A 24238-nucleotide genomic window follows, 5' to 3' on the forward strand; every position below is an offset into this window, starting at 1 on the left:
GATGCTTTCAAACCTTGACGGTGGGTAGATGCCGTGAACCTACTCATAAGTTGCGGCGCGCGCCGGAAAACTACAGATTTCTTCTGTGCCGATTAGGACGCGCCTAATCAGCCCCCGCCGCCTGGGTTAGCATCCGGTGAATCCCGGCTGAGCCAAATGCGACTTCAGCGCCGCGGCCACGCGATGCTAGATAGCGCGCACGGCCAATGAGACATACAACACATGGACAGCATCCGAATCCTTGAAAAGCTGATCGCATTCCCGACGGTGAGCCGCGTTTCGAATCTCGACCTCATCGGCTACGTGACGGAGTTGTTGGCGGCACAGGGCATTGCATGCCAGATCGTCCGCAGCGCGGACGGCCATAAGGCGAACCTTTTCACCACCATAGGGCCGGCCGACACTCCCGGCGTCATGCTGTCCGGCCATACCGATGTCGTCCCCATCGACGGCCAGGACTGGACGCTGCCGCCTTTCGAGATGAGCGCGCGCGACGGCAAGCTTTACGGCCGCGGCGCGGCCGACATGAAGGGTTTCGTGGCCTGTGCGCTTGCCGCGTGCCTCAAGGCCTCGAAAATGAGCCTGCAAACGCCCTTGCATCTGGCGCTTTCCTACGACGAAGAGGTCGGCTGCATCGGTGTGCACAGCCTTATCGACATGCTGCATGCTGCGCCGCACCGGCCATTGTTGTGCATCGTCGGCGAGCCGACCAGCATGCAGGTTGCGACCGGCCACAAGGGCAAGCTTGCGGTGCGCGCCATCTGCAGGGGACGGGAAGGCCATTCGGCGCTGGCCCCCTTGGCACTCAATGCCATTCATCTGGGCTGTGACTTCGTCTCCGCACTGCGCCAAGAACAGGATCGGCTGGCGCGCGATGGCGTACGCGACGGCGACTACGACATTCCCTACACGACCGTCCACGTTGGCAAGATGAATGCCGGCGTGGCGCTCAACATCGTGCCGAACCTCTGCCAGCTCGACTTCGAGATCCGCAATGTCGCGGCCGACAATCCCGACCAAATCCTCAATGGGTTGCGCGCGGCGGCAGCGCGCATTGCCGCTGCGGCTTCAACGATCGCGCCAGAGGCGGCCATCGACATCGATATCACCAACACCTATCCAGGGCTGGACACGCCTGCGAACTCGCAGGCCGTAGGCTTCGTCAAATCGTTGACCGGCGCCAACGACACCATCAAGGTTGCCTTCGGCACCGAAGGTGGATTGTTCAGCCGCGACCTCGGCACGCCGACCATCGTGTGCGGACCAGGCTCGATGGCGCAAGGGCACAGATCGGACGAATTCGTCAGCGTCGAACAGATGCGCCGCTGCGACGGCATGCTGGACAATCTGCTGCGGCGGCTTGCCGATCGCCGGCTTCAGGTGGCATGAAGCAACGCCGCTATTCCACGACCCTACCGCTGCCGAACACGCCCTGTTCGACGACGAAACGGCGGCAATGATCGATGAATGCCTGCACCGTTTGGGTGCGATGCTCAGCGTTGGGTAATGCAACCCCCATGGTCAGAGGCCGCAAATCCCCCTCCAGAGGCACGAAGACCAGAGGCTTGCCGTCCGGCGCCAGCGTGTTGAGCGGCCGCATGTTGGCGATGCCATAGCCGAAGCCGTTCGCAACCATCGAACGCATCACCGCGATGTCGCCGGTGCGCTCGGCAATGTTCGGCCGGATGCCTCGCGAATGAAAGGCCGAGAGGAAATATTCGCGGCTATATGGCAGGTCGAGCAGCACCATCGGCTCGTCGGCCAGCTCTTCCGGCGTGATGGAAGCCTTGCCGGCGAAGCGGTGCCCCTGTGGCAACATGACATAGGCCGGAACCAGCATCAGCGGTTCGAACGTCGTGTCCTGCGACAGTTCTAGATCGTAGGTCAGCGCCGCGTCGATTTCGCCTCGTTGCAACATTTCGAGCAGCTGACCCTGGTTGCGTTCGAACTGCCTGAACCGCACCTCGGGATAGGCGCGCTCGAACTTCATGCGCAGGGTCGGCATGACGATTTGCGCGAAGGTCAGCAGGCATCCGACCGCCAGCGGCCCACGCACCTTCTCGGCGATGTCGCCGGCAATATCGTGCAAAGCGTCGGCGTCGGCCAGCAGCCTGGCGGCCTCCTTGAGGAAAACGCGCCCGCCGGCCGTGAGTGACAGGCCATGCGAATGCTTGCGCACAAAAAGCTGGACGCCGAATTCGGCCTCGAGCTGCGCGATGGACGCCGAGATCGAAGGCGGCGAAACATTGACCTGTTCGGCCGCCTTGGTAATGGAGCCGGCTTCGCCGACGGCGACGAAATATTCCAGTTGTCTCAGCGTGAAGCGTAACGGCATGGGCGGCTATGTTGCCGGTTTGGGCGCTGCGATCAAGCGCCCGCACTGCCTCAGTACTTGATCCATGTCGTTTTCAGCGCGGTGTACTTGTCCAGCGAATGCAGCGACAGGTCGCGACCGAAGCCGGATTGCTTGATCCCGCCGAACGGGGTCATCGGGCTCAGCGCATCGACCGTATTGACGGAAACCGTGCCGGCGCGGAGCCGGCCGGCAACGCGGTGCGCGCGCGAGAGACTGTCGGTCCACAGTGATGCGGCCAGTCCGTACGGGCTGTCATTGGCAATGCGGATAGCCTCCTCTTCGTCGTCGAAGGCTATGACCGAAAGCACCGGTCCGAATATCTCGTCGCGGGCAATCGGGTCGTCATGGGCAACATTGTCGAAGATGGTGGGCTGTATGAAGCTGCCGCGACCGTTGATCGTGACCCGATCGCCGCCGGCAACCAGGCGCGCGGTCTTCTTGCCGGCCTCGACGAACCGCATGACGTTGGCGGCGTGGTGGGCATCGACCATGGCGCCCATTTTCGAGGCCGGGTCGAGCGGATCGCCAGGCTGGGTGGCCGCAGCGCGCTCCGCCAGCTTCTCCAGAAGCGCATCCTTGATGCCGCGTTGCACGAGCAGGCGCGAATTGGCCGAACAGACCTCGCCCTGGTTGAAGAAGATGCCGAACGCCGCCATGTCGGCTGCCGCATCGAGATCGCCGCAATCGGCGAAGACAAGGTTCGGGCTTTTGCCACCTGTTTCAAGCCAGACCTGCTTCATGTTCGACTGGCCCGAATACTGCAGGAACATCTTGCCGACCGAGGTCGATCCGGTGAAGGCAAGGCAATCCACATCCATGTGGCGGCCGAGCGCCTGGCCGGCCGTCTCGCCAAGGCCAGGCACGACATTGAACACACCGGCGGGCAGGCCCGCCTCCATGGCAAGTTCCGCCAGCCGGAGTGCCGAGAAAGGCGACTGCTCCGCAGGCTTCAGCACTACCGAATTGCCCGCCGCCAGCGCGGGCGCGCATTTCCAGGTCGCCATGTCGAGCGGAAAATTCCACGGCACCACGGCGCCGATGACGCCGAGCGGCTCGCGCCGCACCAGCACCAGATCGCTTCCGCCGGTCGGCGCCACTTCGTCGTAGATCTTGTCGATGGCCTCGCCATACCACTGGAAGATCGCCGCAGAACCCGGGACATCGACAGTCGCCGCATCCATGACAAGCTTGCCCGTGTCGAGCGACTCGAGCAGGGCAAGCTCCTCCAGGTTTTCGCGCAGCAGCCGCGCCAGCCGCAGCAGCACCTCCTTGCGGTGCGCCGGTCTTGTGCGTGACCAGACACCGGCCTCGAAACTGCGGCGCGCCGCGGCAACGGCGAGATCGATATCTTCCTCGCCGCAGGACGCCACCTCGGCCAGCGTTTCGCCGGTGGCCGGGTTGATGCTGGCGAAGGTTCGGCCCGAACGCGCCGCGACCGTCTTGCCGTCGATGAACGCCTTGTCGCGAAAACGGATCGCGGATGCCTTGCTGATCCAGTCCTTGTGACTCACGCGGATGCCTTCCCCCTGTGTGCCGGCTACTCGTCGCCCGGCACACCGTAGCTCGGCGCGTCGGACGGATTGATCGCACGGGTCACATAGGCATCGAGCTGCGGCTTGTAGATTTCCCACAGGCTTGCCAATTGCTCGATCGGGCAGTCGTCTGTCCAGTCGCAGCGCAGGTCCGCGACGGGCCATGCGACTTCGCGCACCAGTTTCATTCCAGCGGAGTGGACCGGGCCCGCCTCGCCACCCACTCTCAGCGTGGCGCGCAGGGTCGCGATCAGGCGGTCGCCGAGATGCCCTTCAGAGGCGAGGAAGGCCTCGACCATGGCTTGCGGCACGCCATCATGGGCCAGCATGTTGCCGCCGCAGGCGACATTGTCCGCACGCGCCTCCGCCCAGATGCCAAGCGCCTTAGGCCCGGAGTGAATAGCGGTTGTCCCGGCGACATCGACAGCCAGCACCTGACGGTAGTCGCTGTAGGCGCCGGTGCGCTTCAGGATAGCGACCGCCTCGGCGGCCGAGGCACCGCGCGCCAGCAGTTCGAGCCCCCTGGTGCCGAGCGTCGGATCGGTGACGTTCTGGCTGGCGACCGCGCCCACGCCCGCCTGCGCATAGGCGCAACGCGCCGCCACCGCCGGAGAGGAAGACGACACCGCGACGCCGAACATGCCGGTGCGGCTGCATCGCGCGACGATGGAGAAGGTCATGATGATCAGTCCGGAATGACGGCGGTGCCGTCGATCTCGACCAGCCAGTCCGGCCGCGCCAGGGCCTGCACGACGAGGCCGGTCGAAACGGGATGCACGCCTTTGATGTACTCGCCTATGGTGCGGTAGACCGCCTCGCGATGGCGCACGTCGGTGATGTAGACGACCACCTTCACCAGATGCTCCATGGTGCCGCCGCACTCCTCGATGAGCTGCCTGATGTTCTGCATCACCTTGTGCGTCTGCTCGGCCGGATCGTGGCTATCGACATTCTTGGCGGTGTCGAGATCCTGAGGACACTGGCCGCGCAGATAGACCGTCCGGCCGCCCCGCGTGACGACCGCCTGGCACAGATCATTGTCGAGCTTCTGCTCGGGATAGGTGTCTTTCGTGTTGAACTTGCGGATTCTCGTATGCGCCATTCTGGTCTCCATCAGATCGGGCTCGTGGCTGTTGTCGGTCAGGCGTCCATGGTCTCGCGCCGTGCGGCAGCATGGTAGGCCAGATATTTGCGCTGCGTCGAAATCCGGTCTGCGACATGCTTGGCATCATGCCAGACGCCCCAGATGAAACTCGATCCTCTTCGCGACTGCCAAGGCAGGCCGAGAAAATAGATTCCAGGCTCGGTCGAGACCCCGCGCTGATGCCTTGGCCGGCCCTTCTCGTCAAAGGCATCGACCTTCAACCAGCTGTAATCGACGGCAAAGCCTGTCGCCCAGATGATCGCCGCGATCCCGGCCCCGGCCAGATCGAGCTCACGAAGCGGATTGACCAGGCATTCCGGATCCGGGTCGATCCGCCGGGCCGCGGGCTCCTCCGGGAGGTCGAGACCGTTGCGCGCGACATAGGCGTCGGCCTCGTCCAGAAGCGACATCAGGTTGGCGTCACCGCGGGCAATGTTCTTCGCCAGATCGGGGGCGAAGGTCAGCACGCCGCCCTGATATGTCTTGGTCATGCCGACGAGGGTAAGCCCCTGCGCGGCCAGCCGACGGAAATCAATCGTTTCGCCCCCACGCGCGCCGCTCACCGCAATCGTGACATGTTCCGTGCCAGGCCCCGGGGTTTCGAGGTCCCATTTGCCGAGAACGCCAAGCCACCAGCAGAAATCGCGCCCGCGATAGGCTCGTGGCGGGCGGTCGTGCGGGCCGACCGAGAGGTAGACGCGCCGCCCCGAGCGCTGAAGCTCGTCGGCGATCTGCACACCTGACGATCCCGCCCCGACCACCAGCACCGCGCCCTTTGGCAACTGTCCGGGGTTGCGGTACGCGCTGGAATGAATCTGCAGAATGCCGGCATCGCCGGGGACAAGGGCGGGGATGACGGGGACCTGGAAAGGTCCGGTCGCCGCGACGATGCTGTTGGCTTCGATCACCCCATCGGACGTCTCGACTCGGAATCCGGGCCGACCGACATTTCTTTGCGCGAGCTTGACCTCGACGCCGCAGCGGATCGGCGCATTGATCTGCCTTGCATAGGCGGCGAAATAGTCCGCAACCTCTTCCTTGGAGGGAAAGCCGTCGGGACCCGTCACGGGATATTCCATGCTCGGGAAACGGTCATGCCAGGCTGGCCCATTGGCAACGAGCGAGTCCCATCGCTGCGAACGCCAGCGCTCGGCGATCCGGCCACGCTCGAGAACGAGATGCGGCACCGCGCATTTGCTCAGATGCTCAGACATAGCCACCCCGGCCTGGCCACCGCCGATGACAAGCGTGTCTATTTTTTCCACCGACATTTCTGCGTCCTTTCCCCCCAAGAGTTTCTGCGGATGCGAGGAGGTCAGATCGCTGGTGTACCGGAGGGACTGATTACCGAAAATTACGATTTCACGTGGCAGTGGTTAGCTTGTCCCTAAATGCCAGGAGAGTCGGCCAACGCGAGACTACGACAGCATCGCCCTGGCCGCCTTTTCGCCGATCATCATGGACGGCGCATTAGTGTTGCCGCCAATCAGCGTCGGCATGATCGAGGCGTCCGCCACGCGCAGATTGCCGAAGCCGCGCACCTTGAGGCCGGCGGGATCGACCACTGCCATTGCATCGGTGCCCATCTTGGCCGTGCCGACCGGGTGATAGACGGTCAATGCTTCGGCACGCAGATAGGCGAGGATCTCGTCGTCGGTGACGACATCGGGTCCCGGCAGGATTTCCGGTCCGCGAATATCGGCAAAAACTGGCGAAGCCAGGATCGAGCGCGCCAGCTTGATGCCTTCGACAAGGGTCAGGGCGTCCTGCCCGCCGCTGAAGAAGCGGTGATCGATCAGCACGTTGCGGCGGGTGCCGTCACGCTCAAGCGTGATTTCGCCGACGCTTCCGGGTCTGAGCACGCAGGTGTGCACGGCATAGCCGTGGCCATATTCGACGAGCCGGCCGCGATGGCTGCGGTAGCCCGGAACAAAGTGGAATTGGACATCGGGAATATCGCCGGCATATTTCGTCTTGGCGAAGCCGCCGGCCTCGACATAATTGGTCGTCAGCATGCCCTTGCGCCAGACGAAATACTGAAAGGGTGCAGCCAGCATCGCCGGCAGATTGGCGAGCGACAGGCCAAGCGTCCTGGCGCCGTTCGACCGCACGGTGATCATGCCGTCGACATGGTCGCGCAGGTTCTTGCCGACGCCCGGCACGTTCATAAGCGGTTCTATCCCCGCCGCCTTCAGCTCGTCGGCCGGCCCGATGCCGGAAGCAAGCAGGATGCGCGGCGATCCGATCGCGCCCGCGCTGAGCACGATTTCGGCGCGGCATGTCAGCCTTTGGACCGCGCCGTCCTTGATCACATTGGCGCCCGCGACGCGCCCGCTTTCGACGGCCAGATCGAGCACCTCGACGCCCGACAGGACCTGGAGGTTCGACCGGCCGAGAACCGGCCGGACGAAAGCGGTGTAGGCCGAGAAGCGCTGGCCCTTGTCCTGGGTGACGTTGTAGATGCCCAGGCCGAGTTGGCCATCGGCGTTGAAATCGCGGTTTTCGGGCAGGCCCAGGCCCCGACCCGCCTCTACCCACAGATGGGATACGGCGTTGGGATCCCGCGGATTGTCGACCAGCAGTTCGCCCTCGAAGCCATGATAGGCCGGGCTCTGGGACAGGAGGTTCCGCTCCAGTCTCTTGAAGACCGGCAGCACGTCGGCATAGGACCACCCCGCACAGCCGAGCGCTGCCCACTCGTCGTAATCCTGGGCGGCGCCGCGAATATAGACCATCGAATTGATCGAACTCGATCCGCCAAGAAGCTTGCCCCGGTTGACCGGTATACGGCGGTTGTTGAGCAGCGGCTGCGGCACACCCTTGTAGCCGTAGTCGAAGGCCGGATTGCCGTAGAGCGAGAGAATGCCGGCCGGCACACGCACCCTTGTGCGGTCGTCACTGCCGCCGGCCTCGATGAGGCAGACGCGGTTGGCGGGGTTGGCGCTCAGCCTGTTGGCCAGGACGCAACCGGCCGAGCCCGCGCCGATGACGATATAGTCGAATCCCACGGTCGCGATGCTCATGCCGTGCCTATTTCGTGGTCCACAACGAAGACCACCGGTCTTCGTTTCATGCATGTCGTCTTCCCAAAACCGAGGTCACTTTTGGGCGACATGCATTTAGTGCTCTTCGTCTTCGTCGTTCTTCAAGAGATCGAGGATTTCCCGCTTCATGGCGATGAAGTTCGGCTCCATGACCAGATCCATGCTGCGCGGACGCGGCAGGCCGACGCGGATTTCCTTCTTGATCTGGCCCGGCCGGCCGGACATGACGAGCACCCGATCCGCCAGCAGGATCGCCTCGTCAATGTCGTGGGTGACGAACAGGACGGTTTTCTTGGAATGGTCCCAGATCCTCAAGAGAAGCTTCTGCATGGAGTGGCGGGTCTGGCTGTCGAGCGCGCCGAAGGGTTCGTCCATCAGCAGCACCTGCGGATCGTTGGCGAGCGCGCGCGCAATCGCCACGCGCTGCTTCATGCCGCCCGACAGCTGCGAGGGATAATGGTTGGCGAATTTCGCCAGGCCGACCTCATGGAGAAAATGCTCGACGATCGCCCTGCGCTCGGCCGCCGACATGCCCTTGCGCTTCGGACCGTATTCGACGTTCTGCGCCACCGTCAGCCAGGGAAACAGCGTGTAGGCCTGAAACACCATGCCGCGATCCGGACCCGGCTCGGTGACCGGCTTGCCGCCGACGGCGATCGTGCCGCCGGTGCGCTCCTCGAGTCCGGCGATGAGATAGAGCAGGCTCGACTTGCCGCAGCCGGATGGGCCGACGATCACACAGAACTCATTGGGCGCGACATGGAACGAGATGCCGTCCAGCGCCAGCACGGCGTTGTCGCCCGTGCCGTAGCGCAGCGCCACATTGTCAACGCCGATGTCGGCGCTCTTCGGTTTCGTCGCGAGTGTCAGGGCGTCCATTTCAGCAAATCCTCAATTGGCCCAGGGAGCGACGAGGCGGCGGATGCCCCGGAACAATTGGTCGGTGCAAAGACCAAGGATGCCGATCATGGCGATGGCCATGAAGATGACGTCGACCTGGAAGCCGCGCATCGCCTTGAGCGAGATGTAACCAAGTCCGCTGCGGGCGGCGACGAGTTCGGCGACGACGAGATAGGTCCAAGCCCAGCCCATAGTGACGCGCAGCACGTCGAGCACGTTGGGAAGCGTGGCCGGAAAGACAATGTGGAAGACGGTGTCGCTGCGTTTCGTGCCAAGCGTATAGGCTGCGTTGACGAGGTCGCGCTGGACGCTGCGGGCGCTGTCGGCGATCATCACCAGCTGCTGGAAGAAGATGCCGAAGATGATGACGGCCACGCGCTGCTCGACGCCGATGCCGATCCACAGGATGAACAGTGGTACGAAGGACGTCACCGGTAGATAGCGGATGAAATTGACAAGCGGATCGAGCGCCGCCTGGACGATGCGGTAGGTGCCCATCGTCAAGCCGAGCGGCACCGCCACGATACTCGAAATGACGAAACCGATCAGCACCACCTGGACGCTGGCGAGCACGTGCTCCCACAAGGAGCCGTCAAGCACCATCCTGATGGTGGTGGACAAGACGGATTCCGGGCGCGGCAGGAACATTTCCTTGACCGCTCCGGAATAGGTCAGAGCGAACCAGCCGCCGATGACCGCACACCAGACCAGGACGCTGAGCGTGATGGAGAGAGGGCGCGACACGGCCTGAAACGGCGTGGCGACAGCTTTCCAGGCGGATCGACCGGGCTGATTTTTATCCACGCTCTTGGTCACGATATGGCTGATGGGAGACGTTGCATTCGGTGCCAATGTCACAGGGAAACCCTTTGGGCTGGATAGACCGCAGGCGAAAGGCTCGGCCTGCGGTCCAACGAACTCGCTTTGCGAGGCCAGATCACTTTGTCAGGAAGGACGGATCGACGAGGTCATCGTATTTGATGTCCATCTTGAGCTTGCCGAAGCCGCCCCAGACGTCGCCGCCGAGCTTGATCAGCTTGCCGGCTTCGCCATTCTCGCCACCGGCGAAAAATTGCGCATTGCGCTCCTTGCCGTAGAAGTTCACGCCCGCGGCGGAGGAGGCGAAGTCCTTCGGATCCTTGAGCCAGCCGCCGACGCCCTTAGCCATCACTTCATAGGCTTTCTCGGGATTTTCCTTGATGAACTCGTTGGCCTTGTAGAGCCCCTTCACCAGCGCCTCGACATCCACTGGATTCTTCGTAATGTAGTCGCAGTTCAGCGCCACCACGTCGACGATCAAGCCGGGCGTCTTCGACGAGTCGATTAGGACCTGGCCCTTGTTTTCCTTCTTGGCCAACGTCAGATGCGGCTCCCAGGTGACGGCAACGGGAATGCGATCGGCCATGAAGGCGGCGGCGGCATCATCCGCCGTCATATTGGTGACCTTCACATCGGCCTGGCTAAGACCGGCCTGCTTGAGCAGGATGTTGAACCAGAACTGCGAGACCGAGCCTTCATTCAGCCCGACTTCCATGCCCTTGAGGTCGGCGACGCTCTTGACGCTGCTCGGCGCCAAGACGCCGTCGCCACCATGGCTGTCGTCCAATGCATAGACCGATTTGAAGCAGACGTCCTTCGAACGGTACTTCATGATTTCGTCGATGGTCGAGGCGCTGCCGTCGAGCTCGCCGGCGGCGACGGCCGCCATGTACATCGATGCTTCCTCGATGACTTCGAGCGAGACTTCGAGGCCGCCTTCCTTGAAGTAGCCCATGTCGCGCGCAAGGAAGAGCGGGCCGTATCCGACCCAGGTCGTCATGCCCAGCTTCAAGCTGCCGGCTTCGGCGTGGAGGCTCACCGAAAGCGCGCTGAGGGCAATGCCGGCCGAAAGCGCGGCACGGCGAAACTTCGAGATTATTGTCGTCATCACGTTCCCCTGTCTTTTTCTGAGGTCAGGCGCTGTCCGCACCAAAACAACCCGCCTTCGGACGCATCGCCGAAGGCTGCCACCTGACGTTCTTTTTGTTCTCTTTCAGCCGGCGGATGGAGCAAAGCACGCTGTGTGCGATGCACAAATAATGATTTTCGATAATTCTGCTTAGGCTGGGCCTAACCAAGCCGGCGCTGCCGCGTCTGCGCCACCCACAGACTTTGGCGTGAGGCTGACGATCCCGATGACCTCATCGTTGCTTTCGGAGACGTCAACGACGGTCGCCTCCTCTGTATGGCCGGAACTGGCGAAGCCAGCTATTGACCTAGCTTCTAGGCCGCGACCTGCCCTCGCGCATTCAATGGCGACATCAACACACGAGCGCCTTCGAGCAATTTGAGGCTGTGGCCGAGTTCAGAACCCGCCTAATTGCACGTCGTTGCCGCCGATTACCGCACGCATCGCTGAAAGGTCTTTTGGAGCCGGGAATGTTGAGCTACGTGTGACGGGTGCCATTAAGAAGACGGAGAAAACTCACGAACGGCCCAAACCATTTTACCCCGAAGCCATAGATTTACCCGGCAGCGCTCAATTCAAACTCGATGAATTAGGCGTAAGATATTGATATATAATAATATAGTGGGCCCGGAGGATGTACCGGAATCATTGATTTCATTGACTTTTTCGTGGGCCAAAATCAGAAATCTTGCCGTATATTTCCGTATGGTCCCGCGGCAGCCAAACAGTCGAATATGGCGACCCTATGCCCCCTTCGCACCAGGACCGGCCATCCAGATCGCTTCGCGCGTCATTGGCACTTTTCGGACGGCGCCAAAGCTCGGCCTGTTCGGAGATCGCCAGTTCGTCGTGGAGGTCGAGATAGCGGGCGATGCTCACTCTGCCCGAACCTCTGCAAGTCCTGGCTTTATGACAGGTTGATCACCATATTGCGCAGGAGCGCGACGGATTTTCGCATACCTTCCATCGGGGTTAGCTCGTGTCCTCGTGCTCGATCGACAAGACATCGTCGTCGCCGACCTGCTTGAGCACGGTACCGAACTGCCGCCACTAGTTTATGATGGCTCCGGGCCGGCGACCTTTCGAAGGGTCGCTCGACATACTACGCCGATTGGGAACGTTCTGCTGGTATGGCCCGGTGCTTGGAGGCCCGGGTCCGCTCGATATCACGAGCCTGCCTAAGAGCATCAAGATCGGCTATGCAACATTTTTCGACCATATCCATACGCCCGATCGGCGCGCACGGTTTGCACGGCATCTACCTTACAGTTCCAGGATTGCTGAACCTGGCCGCCAATGGCGAGATCGCCGGACGCATCGCGCCACGACCGCAATTTGTCGGCATGGGCGACCAGGATCCGTTGGCGCCGCCGGCAGCTGTCGATTGCGCGCTCTCGCAAACACGAGCCGCTATGAGCGGGCCAGAGCCGGCGACCATCTCATCCTTCACCGGGAACCCGAGAGCGGCCATGTCGAAACGCCAGCCATACGCGCCGCCGTGGCCGGCTTTTTCCGGCGCTTCCTTACTGACGATTAGCGCGAGGCGACGCGCAGCCCGGCGGAATCGAAGAGGTGCAGCCGCTCCGGCGGCAAAGCCAGGCTGAGCGGCAGGCCCTGCGTTTCGACGCCTTGCCGCTTGAGCACGGCGACCAGCTTGTTGTCGCCGGCAATAATGGCATGAACGACAGTTTCCGGGCCCAGCGCTTCGGCCAGCGTAACCTGCGCGCTGACCGCGCCGCTGCCGCCGTCCGAAAGTTCGATGTCGTGTGGCCGGATGCCAAGCGTCGCGTCGTCTCCCGGCTTTAGCGCGGTCCCGTCGGCTGCGACCGCGGCCGAAAGCCCGCCCGGACCGTCGACATGCACCTCGGTCGCGCTGGCGGAACACACCTTGACCGGCAGCAGGTTCATGCGCGGCGCGCCGATAAAGCCTGCGACGAACAGGTTGGCCGGCGCATTATAGAGGTCGAGCGGTCGGCCGATCTGCTCGATCTTGCCGGCGCGCATCACCACGATGCGATCGGCGAGCGTCATCGCCTCGACCTGGTCATGGGTGACATAGATCATCGTGGTGGCCAGCCGCTTGTGCAGGGCTGCGAGTTCGGCGCGCGTCGAGATGCGAAGTTCAGCGTCGAGGTTGGACAGCGGTTCGTCGAGCAGGAAGGCGGTCGGATTGCGCACCACCGCACGGCCGATCGCCACGCGTTGCTTCTGGCCGCCGGAGAGCTGCCCTGGCCTGCGGTCGAGATAGGGCGCGATTTCCAGCATGCGCGCCGCTTCCGCGATGCGCCGGTCGATCTCGGCTTTCGGCATGCGGATGTTTTCGAGCCCAAAGGCAAGGTTCTGGCGCACGCTCATATGCGGGTAGAGCGCATAGGACTGGAACACCATGGCGAGCCCGCGCTGTGCGGCCGAGACCTCGGTGACGTCGGCGCCGTCGATCTCGATCTTGCCGCCGGTCGGTTGGTCGAGCCCGGCAATCAGCCGCAGCAGCGTGGACTTGCCGCAGCCCGACGGGCCGACAAGCACCAGCATCTCGCCGTCGCCGACATCTAGACTGATGTCGTGCAGGATCTTCACCTTGCCGTAGGCGCGATCGATGTTGGTCAGCGTTATGCGTCCCATGGCGCCCTCACTTCAGCCCGGTGCCGGCAATGCCGGAGGTGATGTATCGCTGCAGGAAAACGAAGACGAGGACGACGGGGATCATCGTCACCACGGTCATCGCCAGGATGTAGTGCCACTGCACATTGAGCTCGCCGGCATAGGTGTTGAGCCCGACCTGGAGCGTGTAGAGTTCCTTGCGCGACAGCACCACCAGCGGCCACAGGAAGTCGTTCCAGCGCCAGACCACCGAGAAGATCGCCAGCACCGCGAGCGCCGGTGCCGCGAGTGGCAACACGATGCGCCAGTAGATCTGCCATTCCGACGCATTGTCCATGCGCGCCGCATCAAGCAGTTCGTCGGGGATGGTGAGCATATACTGGCGCAACAGGAACACGCCGGTTGGTGTGGCCACCGTCGGCAGGATGACGCCCCACAGCGAATCGAGCAGGCCAAAGGCGCTGACCACCGAATAGAGCGGCACCAGGATGACCGAGAGCGGCACCATCAGCGTGCCGACGATCAAGAGCATGGTGAAATCGCGGCCGCGGAATTTATATTTTGACAACGCAAAGGCGGCCATCGAATTGGTCAGCAGCGTGATCAGCGTCGCCATAGCAGTGACGAAAACCGAATTGCGGAGATAGCGCAGGAAGTCAAAATGGACGAAGGGTTCGATATAGTTCTCAGTCGCGAAGCCGATCTCACGCACCGGCTGCCGGTCGGCAATATTGACCTTGATGATGTCCTTCGGCGCCTTGGGATCGATCATCTGCGCCACGATGCCGATGCGGCGCACCTCGGCCATCACCTTGCTCGAGCCGTCCGGCAGCTTCACCGTGTAAAGGGTGAGCGGCTTGTCATAGCCTTCGACGCTCGTCTGCTGGCTGACATACGGCAAAATTGTCGGCGGGAACTCTGAGAGCTGTGCCGGCGTCTTCAACGACGAACCAACCAGCCAGATGGCCGGGCCGAATATGATGACGAGACCACCGACGAGCCACAGCCAGGTCACAGTGTCGGTCCAGTGCCAGGAGCGGCCACCGCGCCGGCGGGTCAGGAATGCGGCGACGCCGCTCATTGCCGCGCCCCCTTGCGTTCGCCCCGGCGCCCGACCTGCAACTGCACCAAGGTCAGCACGACCAGCACCAGTCCCATCAGGATGGAGGCCGCCGAAGCCAGCCCTGGATTGCGCAGCAGCGAGGCGAAGCCGATCTCGTAGATGTACTGCGTGAGATAGAGGGTTGAGGTTCCCGGACCACCGCCGGTCAGCACATAGACCTCGTCGAATATCTGCACGGCGCGGATCAGCGCCAGCACGATGACGACAAGCAGGTTCGGCATCAGCATCGGCAGCGTGATGCGCCAGAATACCCGCGCCGGCTTCGTGCCATCCATCTCAGCCGCCTCGTAGAGGTCGCGCGGGATAGCCTGCAGGCCGGCAAGCAGGATGAGTGTGTAGAAGCCCATATGCGCCCAGACCGAAACGCTGACGGCGGCAGTGAAAGCCCAGAATCGGTCGGTCAGCCAGTTGTGCGGCTCGCCCCCAAAGTCATGGACGATCATGTTCAGCAGCCCCTGGCGCTGCAGGATCCAGCGCCAGATGAGGCCGGTGACGACGGGCGACAACAGCACCGGAAAGAAGAACACCGCGCGCCAGAACGAGCGCCCGACGATCTCGCGGTTGAGGATCAGCGCGGTCGCCATCGACACGACCGTCATCAGCGCCACCTGCACGACGACGAACAGGCCGGTGTTGTGCACGGCCTTCCAGAACAGGTCCTCGCGGCAGGTGGCGGTGTCCAGGTAGTTGCCGCAATCGAGCAGGCGCTGGTATTGCTCCAGCCCCACATAGCTGCGGTCCTGCAGGAAGTAAGCCGTCCCTGAGGTGGCCGAGTAGAAGAAATTGATGACCAGCGGCACCAGGACGAAGATGCCAAAGATCGCCATGTTGGGGGCGAGGAAGAAGGCGGCCATGCCGCCGGTGCCCGTCGCGCGCTGCCAGGCGTTGAGCGGCACGTTGACGATCGACGCCAGCCATAAGACCGGCGCCGCGAGCACAGCGCCGGTCCATGCCTTCAATGTCGCAGCGACGCTCACTTGGCCTCGGCGACTTTGTCGGCGATATCCTGGTCGATCTTGACCCAGGCAGCGTCGAGGGTAAGTTCGCCGGCCATCACCTGGCTGACACGGGTCACCAGTGCGGCGTAGTAGGCATTGGCCCATTTCCACGGCGGCAGCGCGTCGGCTGCCGGCAAGGTCTCACCCGCCGCCTGGACAAACTTGTCGAGCGCCGGACCGACATTCTTGTCGGCCGAACCCCACTTCAATCCGCCTTTCGCGATGACGCCTTTGTGCGCTGGCAGGAACAGCGTGCGCTCACTGAACTCCTTCACCACGGCTTCGCTGGCCAGGTAATCCATAACCTTGGCAACGTCCTTGGGGTTCTTGGTGTATTTGATGGCAACGAGTGCCGCGCCACCTTTCAAGCCCGAACACCCCGCGGTGCCGCAGGGCGAGCCGGTCGCGATCCAGTCGAAACTGTCGCCAATCTTGGTCGACAAATTGGCAACCTGCCAGCTGCCTGAATAGTAGAACGGGATCTGCGCGTTTATGAAATCGTCCGTTGCAGCGCGATAGGTCGAGCCTGCCGCCGACACCCAGGTGTCCTTCAGCATCAGGCCCTTGGCGGTCCAGTCTACGAGCTTACCGACGAACGCCTTGGTGCCGTCGTCGACCTTCGCCGGCTTGCCGTCGGCGCCGACGTAGTTCGCACCGTAGGATACGGTGGCGCCCGAAATGCGGTGACCCGAGCGGTCGATGGCGAACGCTGCCGGCAGCTGCTGGCTCTTCGCAACTTCGGCGGCGGCGTTGATCCAGTCGTCCCAAGTCGCCTTGTCGCCCGGCAACGCGACGCCGGCCTGCTCGAACAGCGTCTTGTTGGCGAAGCCGCCGGTGAGCGTAAGCTGGGTCATGAAGCCGGTGATGGCCTTGGAGCCGTCGGGTCGCATCCAGTCCAGCGTGTCGCCGAAATTGTCGTCCCAGTATTTCGCGTCGGCGACCAGTGGCCTGAGATCCAGCCAGTGCTGGGCGAGTTCCTTGATGTTGGTGACGCGCGCAATGTCCGGACCCTGGCCGGCTTCGAGCTGGATCGGCAGCTGCTCCTGGATCACCTTGTAGGCGACGTTGTCGAGGGTGATGTGGATGTCGGGATTGTCCTTCATGAAGCGGTTCAGGATGTCCTGGATGACATCGCCTTCGACACCGTCCGAATACCACATGATGCGCACGTCGCCGGCAAACGCGCTGGTCGATGCGAGCAGGCTGACCGATAGCGCGGCCAGCAGAGTGCGGGTCTTTTTCATGCTTTCGTCTCCTCCTTTGTCGGGGGCTCGCCCCGATGGTCCAAGCCGCCATGCCCTCCTCCCATGAGGGGCGCGGCGATCCTCCTATTCCCTGCGCTGCATGCGCGTCGCCTCACCGCGCACGGTCCAGTCGGCTGGATTAAGTATCCGTCCCTCAGCCACCACTTTCGCGTCGGCGAGGAAACGCACAGTGCCGTATTCCGGATCCTCAACGATAAGCTCGCCTTCGGCCCCCGGCCGTACCGACATGTCGGCAAAGGCGGTGACCCAGGCGTCGAGCGCCGGCAGGTCGGCGTTCTTGTCCCCGAGGCGAACGACCCAGATCGTCTTGCGCCCCGCCGCCCGCAACTCGTTGCCGGCGGTCTGCCCGCCCTTGATCTGCGTCAGCGGCACATCCGTCTTCAGCATGGCAAAGGCGTTGCCCGATTGCGCGAAGGCGCGGCGGCCATCCACCTGCGCGGCGTCGAAGGCGCTGGCCGGGAACCAGGCATGCGTGAAGTCGGGCTGTTCGTCCGAACAGGCAAAACTGACGACGGCAAGGTCGCGGTATTGGTGAACCCTCGGCAAGGTGCCGGAACCGCCCCAATAGGACGGGCGGCCATAGCCGGACTGCAAGACTTCACCCGGATGGTTGATCCAGATCTGCGCATCGGCATTGTTGCCCAGCCGGGCATGGATGACGGTCTCCTGATAGCCCCACTGGTTCCAGCGATAGCCGGCGGCGCTGCCCATCGCATGGTTGCGCGTCTTGTGGTGGTAGAGCCGGGCGAAGCGGTCCTGTCCCTGCGCAAAAGCCCATTCCCACGCCGTATCGTCGGCAAGAGAGGCAATAGGCGCCAGCTCGGCGGGAACGCTCAATCCGTGGTCGCGAAGGCAGAGCGCCAGCTGCGGCAGCGCATGGAAGCGCATGCCGTAATTGCCCTTGCCCCAGACCATGCGGCAGATGCCCGATAGCTCCAGCGAGCGCGCGGCGCGCAGCGTGTGCTCATAGGAGCGGCCTTGCGCGCCGGTCAGCATGCCGTGATGCGCCGAGCGGGCGACGATCTCGAGCAGGCGGATGATGGCTTTGCCGGCACGCTCAGCGATGTCCTTCTCCGGAGCGAGTGCATAGAGCGCGCACAGGCCCTTGAGGTCGATCGGGAAATAGGGCGCCGAGTTGAACTCAGCCATCTCCCATGCCTCGAAATGGTAGAGCCAAGCCCGCACCCGCGCCGCTCCCACAGCCGACTGCTCGCGGCCAAGGCGGCTTGACCGCACAAAGCGTGCGTCGGGTAATAACCCGCCGGCGATATAGGCGGCGGTGTGGAAGAGCAGTGCGTGGTTCTCGGAAAAATACCACTGCACATCGTTGCCGGGCTCGTCCATCCAGTAGCGATAGCCGAGAATGGCCTTGTCGACGCGCCCACGCAGGTCCGCCGCCAGCCGGTCGCCATAGACCCCACGGCACCACAGCAACGGCACCAGGATAAAGTCGGCGCAATCGTGACAATCCTCGATAGCCGGCAGCGCGCCGGAGATCATGGCGTCGGTCTCCGCACCCGCCTGCCCGATCGCCAGGCGCGCCAGCGCGCGCACCGTATCGGCCTCGGCGTGACCCGCGACTTCGCCCAGTGCCTCATCGATGCGCGCGGCGATCGTTGCCGGCGCGTCGCCCTGGCGGCGCGCGTGACAGATCTCGACGCCGAACACACGCGATGCGCTGTAGTCGCCGACTGTCAGCGTCACCTTGAAATGGCGAAAGTCGGCGGGCAGCTGCTCGGTGTCAGCGATCGGCAGCCGCGTTTGCCCTTTGGGCAGATCTAAGCCGAAGCGCACCGGCGCCTCGATCGACATGAAATCGCCCTCGATCTCGATCGCGACTTTTGCGTCGCGCGGTAAGGCCACGCCGGTGACCAGCGCCACCTCGCCGCCATCATAGGCTGGACGCTCGAAATGCATGTCGTCGAGGGCTGCTTCCATCGCGTTGGCGACGCCGCCCTCGACCTCGATCGGCAGTGCGATAGAGATTGCCGGACCTGAGAGATAGTCGAGCTGGAAATAATAACGGGCGTCGCGTTCGGCGAGATCGTCGAACCAGATGCGGATGGTGTTTCGGCCGGCCTTCAGCGCGATGCGAAAATCCTCGGCGCTTTCCAGATTGCGGCCGTAGGGCGCCATCCAGCCGCCTTCCGCGCCATTGGCGAAGAGGATGGCGCCGCCGCATGTGCGTAGCCTGAGCAGGGCCTCGCCGGCCGAGGCGGCCTCTATGATCGTCTCGGCCCAGCTTCCGAGCACCGTTGGCCGGAACCAGAACCCCGACAGGTCGACGCGCGGCGAGGCGAAGGGCAGCCAGATGCGCGCGGCGCTGAACTCAGCTGTGATTTGAGGCCGCTTGCCGCGGCGCTCGGCTACGAACTCGGTGCGGCACGGATATTCATGCGGAATGAAATTCTTGTGCTTGGTCAGGAAGAAGAAGGGATCCATCTCCCCCTTCATCGGCTGGTCGGCGACGTCGTAGCGCTGCTCGGCGATTGAGCCCAGCCGCCAGTAGACGATCGGCTGGCCCGACGCGACCGGCCGGCGCAACGCAAAGTCGGCTTGCATGGTGTGGGCGGCCTCGCTCATCGCAAATCCTTCACGGCAACCGGATCGACGTCGGTGTAGGCCTGGTTCTCGCCGGTCATGCCCCAGACGAAGGCATAGGGGCCGGTGCCGGCGCCCATATGGATAGACCAGGCCGGCGACAGCACGACGTCACCGTCGGCGACCATCAGATGCCTGGTATTGTCCGGCCGGCCCATCAGGTGGACCACACGGTCCGCTGCTGCGAGGTCGAAATAGCAATAGGCCTCCATGCGCCGTTCGTGCAGGTGAGGCGGCATCGTGTTCCAGACGCTGCCGGGCGCGAGGTCGGTGATGCCCATCAGCAAGAGGCAGGACGGCGCCACTTCGGGATGGATATACATGCGCAGCGTGCGCTTGTTGGCGCGCGCCTCCTCGCCCAGCACCAGCGCCTTGGCTTCGCTCTTGGCAATGAGGCGGTGGGCAATATCGGCGCCGGCCGGCACCGAGTTCATGTAGAAATGCGCCGGCCTTTCCGGATCGTCGCTCTCCAGCGCCACCTCACGCGCGCCGCGTCCGACATAGACGACGTCGCGGTTGGCGACGGCGAAGCGCAAGCCATCGACCATGACAGTGCCGCTGCCGCCGAGATTGGCGATGCCCATCTCGCGCGCGGTGAAGAAGAGTTCGGTTCCGACATCGGCCCCGTTGCCGAACAACAGCGGGTTGGCCAGCGGCACCGCGCCGCAGACGATCATGCGGTCGATATGGGTGTAGGCGAATTCGATGGCGCCCGGCCGGAACAGGCCGTCGACCAGAAATTCGGCCTTCAGCCGCTCCGTGTCCATGCCGGCGATGTCGCCAGGCGATGCGCCATAGAGCGTTCGCATCATGCCGCCTCCACCTTCGCCTGCAGATGCCGTGAGCCTTCGGTCAGGCACAGGATGGCCAGCGCCTGGCCGTAACCCGTCGGGTGTATCGGGATGTCGCGGTAGAACTGCAGATCGTGTCCCATGCGCGTGCCGTAGGACACGTTCGCGACCACACCCTTGTCGTCGATGTTGGCGACCACCGCTTCAAGAGCCCGCAGGCCGGCGACACGACACTCCGTCGGGCCGATGCCAAGCCGCGCGGCCTTCATCAGCCCATAGCCGAAACCGGCTGTGGCAGAAATTTCTTCGTAGGAGGTCGGATCGTCCAGCAGAGTATGCCATGCGCCCGATCCGGCCTGCACGTCGAGCAGGGCCTTGATCTGCGTTTCCAGCACGCCGAGCAGATAGGTCCGCACCGAAGGCGATATCTCGGCGAATTCCACCAGATCGAGGATGCCCACCGTGATCCAGGCATTGCCCCTCGCCCAACGGGCGCGGGCGAAATTGTGCCTGCCTTCGAACGTCCAGCCGTGGAACCACAGGCCGGATGCCGGATCGGCGAGGTAGCGGGCGTGGACGAGGAACTGCCGCTCCGCCTCCTCGACGAAGCGGCGCTCACCGGCGGCCCGACCATAGGAAGCGAGGAACAGCGCCACCATGAACAGCGTGTCGTCCCACAATTCGTCGTCGTTGACCCGGTCCGAAACATTGTGCTGGAAGCCGCCTTCGGGCGTCCGCGGCATGGCGCTGACCACCCGCTCGGCCCACTCGCGCAGGACCGGCTCGAAGCGCGGCTGGCGCCGGCGACGCCACAATTCGCTGAGCGCCAGCAAGGGTGCAGTGGTGTTGACGTTCATCGCTGGCAGTCCGACTGCGATATGCCTGTCGTACCAAGCCTCGATCGTCTGCAGCAGCCGATCGTCGCCGTTCCGCGCCCACAATCGAACCAGCCCATAGAGCCCGACGCCCTGCGGCCACTCCCAACTGTCGAAGCTGACGTAATCGCCCGGCGTCCCGTCGAGGTTCGGCTCATCGAACCGCCCGTCGTGGCGCAGGCCGGCCATGCCCGCCACGAGGCTCGCAAGCGCGGAATTCAGACGTTGGGCCGACAGCGGCATCACTCCTCCCGTTTTTCTCGCCTCCATGAAGACTGTTCCACAGGCATTTTTCTTGCGCAATCTGAAAATTTTTTGCAGAGTTGAGCAACTTTGCCGGAGACGCAGAAGCGCATGACTGTCCAGGGCAAGCGGGGCCGTCCCAGCCGCCGCATCCGACTTGAGGAAATTGCGGCGCGGTGCGGTGTGTCGGTCAGCACCGCCTCGCGTGCGCTCAGCGGCGTTGCCGGTGTTAGAAATGAGCTGCGCACCTCGATCATCGATACGGCGAAGTCGATGAATTACGCCATTCCTGCTTCGGCTGCCGGCCGCAGGGTCATCCTGGCCGCAAGCAGCGTGGCGATGGTCGACAGCGCCCGCAGCCAGTTCACCTACCACGTGCTTGACGGACTCAACGAACGCGCCCGGCTGCTCGGCGTCGAACTGGTCACCCGGCCGGTGGCGACGCCGCAGGACGAGACCGCCCTTTTGCGCGAAGCCGAGCACGACGACAGCGTCGCCGGTTGCCTCTTTCTGACGCTGGATGATGACGACGTGCTGACACTGGCGGCCGGCTTCTCCAAGCCGATCGTTCTCGTCAACGGCGACGATCCCTCGATGCGCCATTCGAGCGTGACGCCCTGCAATCGTTCCGCTGCCATGCTTGCCGCGCAGCACCTGATCGGCCTTGGCCACCGCCGCATCCTGTTCCTGATGCGGCGTGGCCGGCGCACGATCGAACGGCGCTACGAGGGTTGGCGCGACGCGCTGATCGCGCACCGCATTACCGGCTTCGAGGACCTCGTTGTCGAGGTGCAGGACTGGCTGCCGGAGCTTGCGAGCAAAGCCGTGAAAGAGCGCATCGCCACGCGCGGCCTGGATTTCACTGCCGTGCTGACGGCCGGCGACAGCCTGGCCTTCGGTGCGATCGCCGGCGTTCAGGAAGCCGGATTTTCGGTGCCTGCCGACGTGTCCGTCGTCGGCATGGACGACCTGCCGCTGGCGGCTTTCTGCAGCCCGCCGCTCACAGCGATGCATATTCCGATGCGCGAGATCGGGTCGGCGGCTCTCAGCCTGCTGCTCGACGACATGGCCCATTCGGGATCGCCGCCGCGCCGCGTCGAACTCGCCTGCCATCTCGTGGTGCGCCAGTCGACGGCACCAGCCCGGGCCGACGCCGGCCGTCATCTGCCCGCGCCTTGAGCCCGGGACTTGCCGCCGGCAAAGAGCAGCGGCGAACCTTCTTGCGTCTCCAGTTCAAGGACGCGTCCAAGCAGGATCAAATGATCCCCTGCCGCGAAACGGTCGGCGACGCCGCATTCGAACCGCGCCAGCGCCCGCGGCAGCAGCGGCACACCGTGCTCATTCCACGAGAGGTCGAGACCGGCGAAGTCGGAACCGGATTTCGAGAAGCGCCAGCACAGATCGGTCTGGTCTTGCGCCAGCACGTGGATGGCATAATGGGTGGCGTTGGCGAAGGCGTCGAACCGGCGCGAGTGGCGACCGATCGACCACAGTACCAGCGGCGGATCGAGCGACACCGACGAGAAGCTGTTGGCGGTTATCGCGACCGGCCCGTCGACTGTGGCGGCGGTGACGACCGTGACCCCGGTGGCAAAGCGCCCGAACGCGTTTCGCAAAAGGCGTGGATCGCACACGATATGCTCCATCAGCGCCGCTCCTCTGTTCCCAATGGTGTCGCCGGGATCCGGTCCGGCACCCGGCCATAGGCGTGCGGCAGCGAGCATGTCTTGAGTTGTGGCAGCACCTTGGTGCCGAATTGACGCGCCTCGTCGAGATGCGGATAGCCGGAAAAGATGAAGGCACGGATGCCCATCTTCATATACGCCTCGATCTCCGACAGAACCTGGTCGGCTGAGCCCACCAGCGCCGCGCCGCAGCCTGACCGCGCCCGCCCGATCCCCGTCCACAGATGCGGCTCGACAAAGCCTTGCGCGTCGGCGGCCTCACGCGCCCTGGCCTGGTGCGACACGCCGAGCGATCCGGCGTCGAGCGCCCGTTCGCGGATCGCCTTGCCCTGCTCGTCGTCCAGTTTCGAAACCAGCTCGCGGGCATAGTCCTTCGCCTCGGCCTCGGTATCGCGCACGATTATGTGGACGCGCAGCCCGTAGTCGAGCGTGCGCTCATGGCGCGCGGCGCGCTCGTGCACGGCTTTCATGCGGCCGGCGAGTTCCTCTTTCGTCTCCGGCCACATCAGATAGACGTCGCACTGTTCGGCGCAAAGCTCGAGCGCGTCGGGCGAGTAGCCGCCGAAATAGAGCAGCGGGCCGCCATTCTGCTGATAGGGCTTCGCCGGCGCCGTCGAGAGGCCCTTAAAGCTGTAGACCTCGCCCTCGAAATCGATGCTGTCCCGGGTCCAGGCCTGGCGCAGGATCTGCACCACCTCGCGGGAGCGCCGGTAGCGGTATGCACTGTCGGCCGTCTCGCCCGGAAAGTCCGACGAGATGATGTTCACCGTGAGCCGGCCTTCCAGCATGTGGTCGAGCGTAGCGATCGTGCGTGCCAGCATGATCGGCTGCATCTCGCCGCAGCGTATGGCGGCGAGCATATTGATCTTCGACGTTATCGGCGCGCAGCCGGCAACGAAGCTCAGCGTGTCCTGGCCGACCTGATAGGATGACGGGCACAGGATGTTGCGGAAGCCGAGGTCCTCGGACGTCTTCACGATCTGCGAGCAGTGCGCCCAGCTCGAGCGCAGCGCGCCATCCTCTACGCCGAGATGGCGATAGTCGTCCGAACAGAGCGCGGCGAACCAGGAGACTTCGGCTGCGTCGAGATCCGGCGAGGTGATTGGGACGATGGTCATTGCTCACCCTTTTG

At 63.6% G+C, this 24238-nt stretch carries 21 protein-coding genes and 1 pseudogene; 3 read left to right on the forward strand and 19 right to left on the reverse strand.

Annotated elements, in window-relative coordinates; all coding sequences use genetic code 11:
* The first annotated feature begins 222 nt into the window (after positions 1-222).
* A complete protein-coding gene (argE, locus tag NKH19_RS20480) occupies positions 223-1389 on the forward strand; it encodes an acetylornithine deacetylase (RefSeq protein ID WP_352863547.1) in 1167 nt (388 codons plus the stop codon).
* 10 nt (positions 1390-1399) lie between these two features.
* Here the strand turns inward: argE and NKH19_RS20485 are convergent, their stop codons facing one another.
* The 10 genes from NKH19_RS20485 to NKH19_RS20530 all read right to left on the reverse strand — a co-directional run bounded on the left by NKH19_RS20485 (position 1400) and on the right by NKH19_RS20530 (position 11803).
* On the reverse strand, positions 1400-2335 hold the full coding sequence (locus NKH19_RS20485) for a LysR family transcriptional regulator (RefSeq protein ID WP_091581784.1): 936 nt from the start codon (positions 2333-2335) through the stop codon (positions 1400-1402).
* A 50-nt stretch (positions 2336-2385) separates the two neighbouring features.
* Complete coding sequence (locus tag NKH19_RS20490) at positions 2386-3867, reverse strand: aldehyde dehydrogenase (RefSeq protein ID WP_352863548.1); 1482 nt, start codon at positions 3865-3867, stop codon at positions 2386-2388.
* A gap of 26 nt (positions 3868-3893) precedes the next feature.
* Positions 3894-4568 carry a DUF1028 domain-containing protein gene (locus NKH19_RS20495; protein ID WP_352863550.1) on the reverse strand — a complete coding sequence of 225 codons (675 nt, stop codon included), beginning with the start codon at positions 4566-4568 and terminating at the stop codon, positions 3894-3896.
* Positions 4569-4573: 5 nt separating this feature from the next.
* A complete protein-coding gene (locus NKH19_RS20500) occupies positions 4574-4990 on the reverse strand; it encodes a RidA family protein (protein ID WP_352863551.1) in 417 nt (138 codons plus the stop codon).
* 38 nt (positions 4991-5028) lie between these two features.
* Complete coding sequence (locus NKH19_RS20505) at positions 5029-6303, reverse strand: flavin-containing monooxygenase (protein WP_352863552.1); 1275 nt, start codon at positions 6301-6303, stop codon at positions 5029-5031.
* 147 nt (positions 6304-6450) lie between these two features.
* The gene (locus NKH19_RS20510; protein WP_352863554.1) at positions 6451-8055 is read right to left on the reverse strand and encodes a GMC family oxidoreductase; all 1605 of its coding nucleotides are present in this window, start codon (positions 8053-8055) and stop codon (positions 6451-6453) included.
* Positions 8056-8151: 96 nt separating this feature from the next.
* Positions 8152-8955 carry an ABC transporter ATP-binding protein gene (locus NKH19_RS20515; RefSeq protein ID WP_352863555.1) on the reverse strand — a complete coding sequence of 268 codons (804 nt, stop codon included), beginning with the start codon at positions 8953-8955 and terminating at the stop codon, positions 8152-8154.
* A gap of 12 nt (positions 8956-8967) precedes the next feature.
* The gene (locus NKH19_RS20520; RefSeq protein ID WP_352863557.1) at positions 8968-9780 is read right to left on the reverse strand and encodes an ABC transporter permease; all 813 of its coding nucleotides are present in this window, start codon (positions 9778-9780) and stop codon (positions 8968-8970) included.
* 133 nt (positions 9781-9913) lie between these two features.
* The gene (locus NKH19_RS20525) at positions 9914-10903 is read right to left on the reverse strand and encodes an ABC transporter substrate-binding protein (protein ID WP_352863558.1); all 990 of its coding nucleotides are present in this window, start codon (positions 10901-10903) and stop codon (positions 9914-9916) included.
* 675 nt (positions 10904-11578) lie between these two features.
* Positions 11579-11803: a hypothetical protein gene (locus NKH19_RS20530; protein WP_352863559.1), complete on the reverse strand. Its 225-nt coding sequence runs from the start codon at positions 11801-11803 to the stop codon at positions 11579-11581.
* 168 nt (positions 11804-11971) lie between these two features.
* Between NKH19_RS20530 and NKH19_RS20535 the strand changes: the two are divergent.
* Positions 11972-12152 (forward strand): annotated as a pseudogene (locus tag NKH19_RS20535) (quinone oxidoreductase); the annotation flags it as partial.
* 305 nt (positions 12153-12457) lie between these two features.
* Here the strand turns inward: NKH19_RS20535 and NKH19_RS20540 are convergent.
* The 7 genes from NKH19_RS20540 to bglB form a co-directional block, all read right to left on the reverse strand.
* A complete protein-coding gene (locus NKH19_RS20540; protein ID WP_352863560.1) occupies positions 12458-13546 on the reverse strand; it encodes an ABC transporter ATP-binding protein in 1089 nt (362 codons plus the stop codon).
* Positions 13547-13553: 7 nt separating this feature from the next.
* Positions 13554-14606, reverse strand: a complete 1053-nt coding sequence (locus tag NKH19_RS20545) for a carbohydrate ABC transporter permease (protein ID WP_352863561.1) — start codon at positions 14604-14606, stop codon at positions 13554-13556.
* Complete coding sequence (locus NKH19_RS20550) at positions 14603-15625, reverse strand: carbohydrate ABC transporter permease (RefSeq protein ID WP_502910988.1); 1023 nt, start codon at positions 15623-15625, stop codon at positions 14603-14605. Before NKH19_RS20550 ends, NKH19_RS20545 begins: the two co-directional genes overlap by 4 nt.
* Positions 15622-16890 carry an ABC transporter substrate-binding protein gene (locus tag NKH19_RS20555; protein ID WP_352863563.1) on the reverse strand — a complete coding sequence of 423 codons (1269 nt, stop codon included), beginning with the start codon at positions 16888-16890 and terminating at the stop codon, positions 15622-15624. The genes NKH19_RS20550 and NKH19_RS20555 overlap by 4 nt, the downstream gene beginning before the upstream one ends.
* Positions 16891-16974: 84 nt before the next feature.
* Complete coding sequence (locus NKH19_RS20560) at positions 16975-19494, reverse strand: hypothetical protein (RefSeq protein WP_502910989.1); 2520 nt, start codon at positions 19492-19494, stop codon at positions 16975-16977.
* On the reverse strand, positions 19491-20324 hold the full coding sequence (kduI, locus tag NKH19_RS20565) for a 5-dehydro-4-deoxy-D-glucuronate isomerase (protein ID WP_352863564.1): 834 nt from the start codon (positions 20322-20324) through the stop codon (positions 19491-19493). Before kduI ends, NKH19_RS20560 begins: the two co-directional genes overlap by 4 nt.
* A complete protein-coding gene (gene bglB, locus NKH19_RS20570; RefSeq protein ID WP_352863565.1) occupies positions 20321-21421 on the reverse strand; it encodes a beta-galactosidase BglB in 1101 nt (366 codons plus the stop codon). Before bglB ends, kduI begins: the two co-directional genes overlap by 4 nt.
* A 111-nt stretch (positions 21422-21532) precedes the next feature.
* Between bglB and NKH19_RS20575 the strand changes: the two genes are divergently transcribed.
* Positions 21533-22600, forward strand: a complete 1068-nt coding sequence (locus tag NKH19_RS20575; RefSeq protein ID WP_352863566.1) for a LacI family DNA-binding transcriptional regulator — start codon at positions 21533-21535, stop codon at positions 22598-22600.
* Here NKH19_RS20575 and NKH19_RS20580 read toward each other — a convergent pair.
* The gene (locus tag NKH19_RS20580; protein WP_352863567.1) at positions 22582-23067 is read right to left on the reverse strand and encodes a flavin reductase family protein; all 486 of its coding nucleotides are present in this window, start codon (positions 23065-23067) and stop codon (positions 22582-22584) included. The two genes, NKH19_RS20575 and NKH19_RS20580, sit on opposite strands and share 19 nt — an antisense overlap.
* Entirely contained in the window at positions 23067-24224 is a 1158-nt protein-coding gene (locus tag NKH19_RS20585; protein ID WP_352863569.1) for an LLM class flavin-dependent oxidoreductase, read from the reverse strand. Before NKH19_RS20585 ends, NKH19_RS20580 begins: the two co-directional genes overlap by 1 nt.
* Positions 24225-24238 lie beyond the last annotated feature (14 nt).

The organism is Mesorhizobium sp. M1338 (assembly GCF_040318045.1).
Classification (GTDB): Bacteria; Pseudomonadota; Alphaproteobacteria; order Rhizobiales; family Rhizobiaceae; genus Mesorhizobium.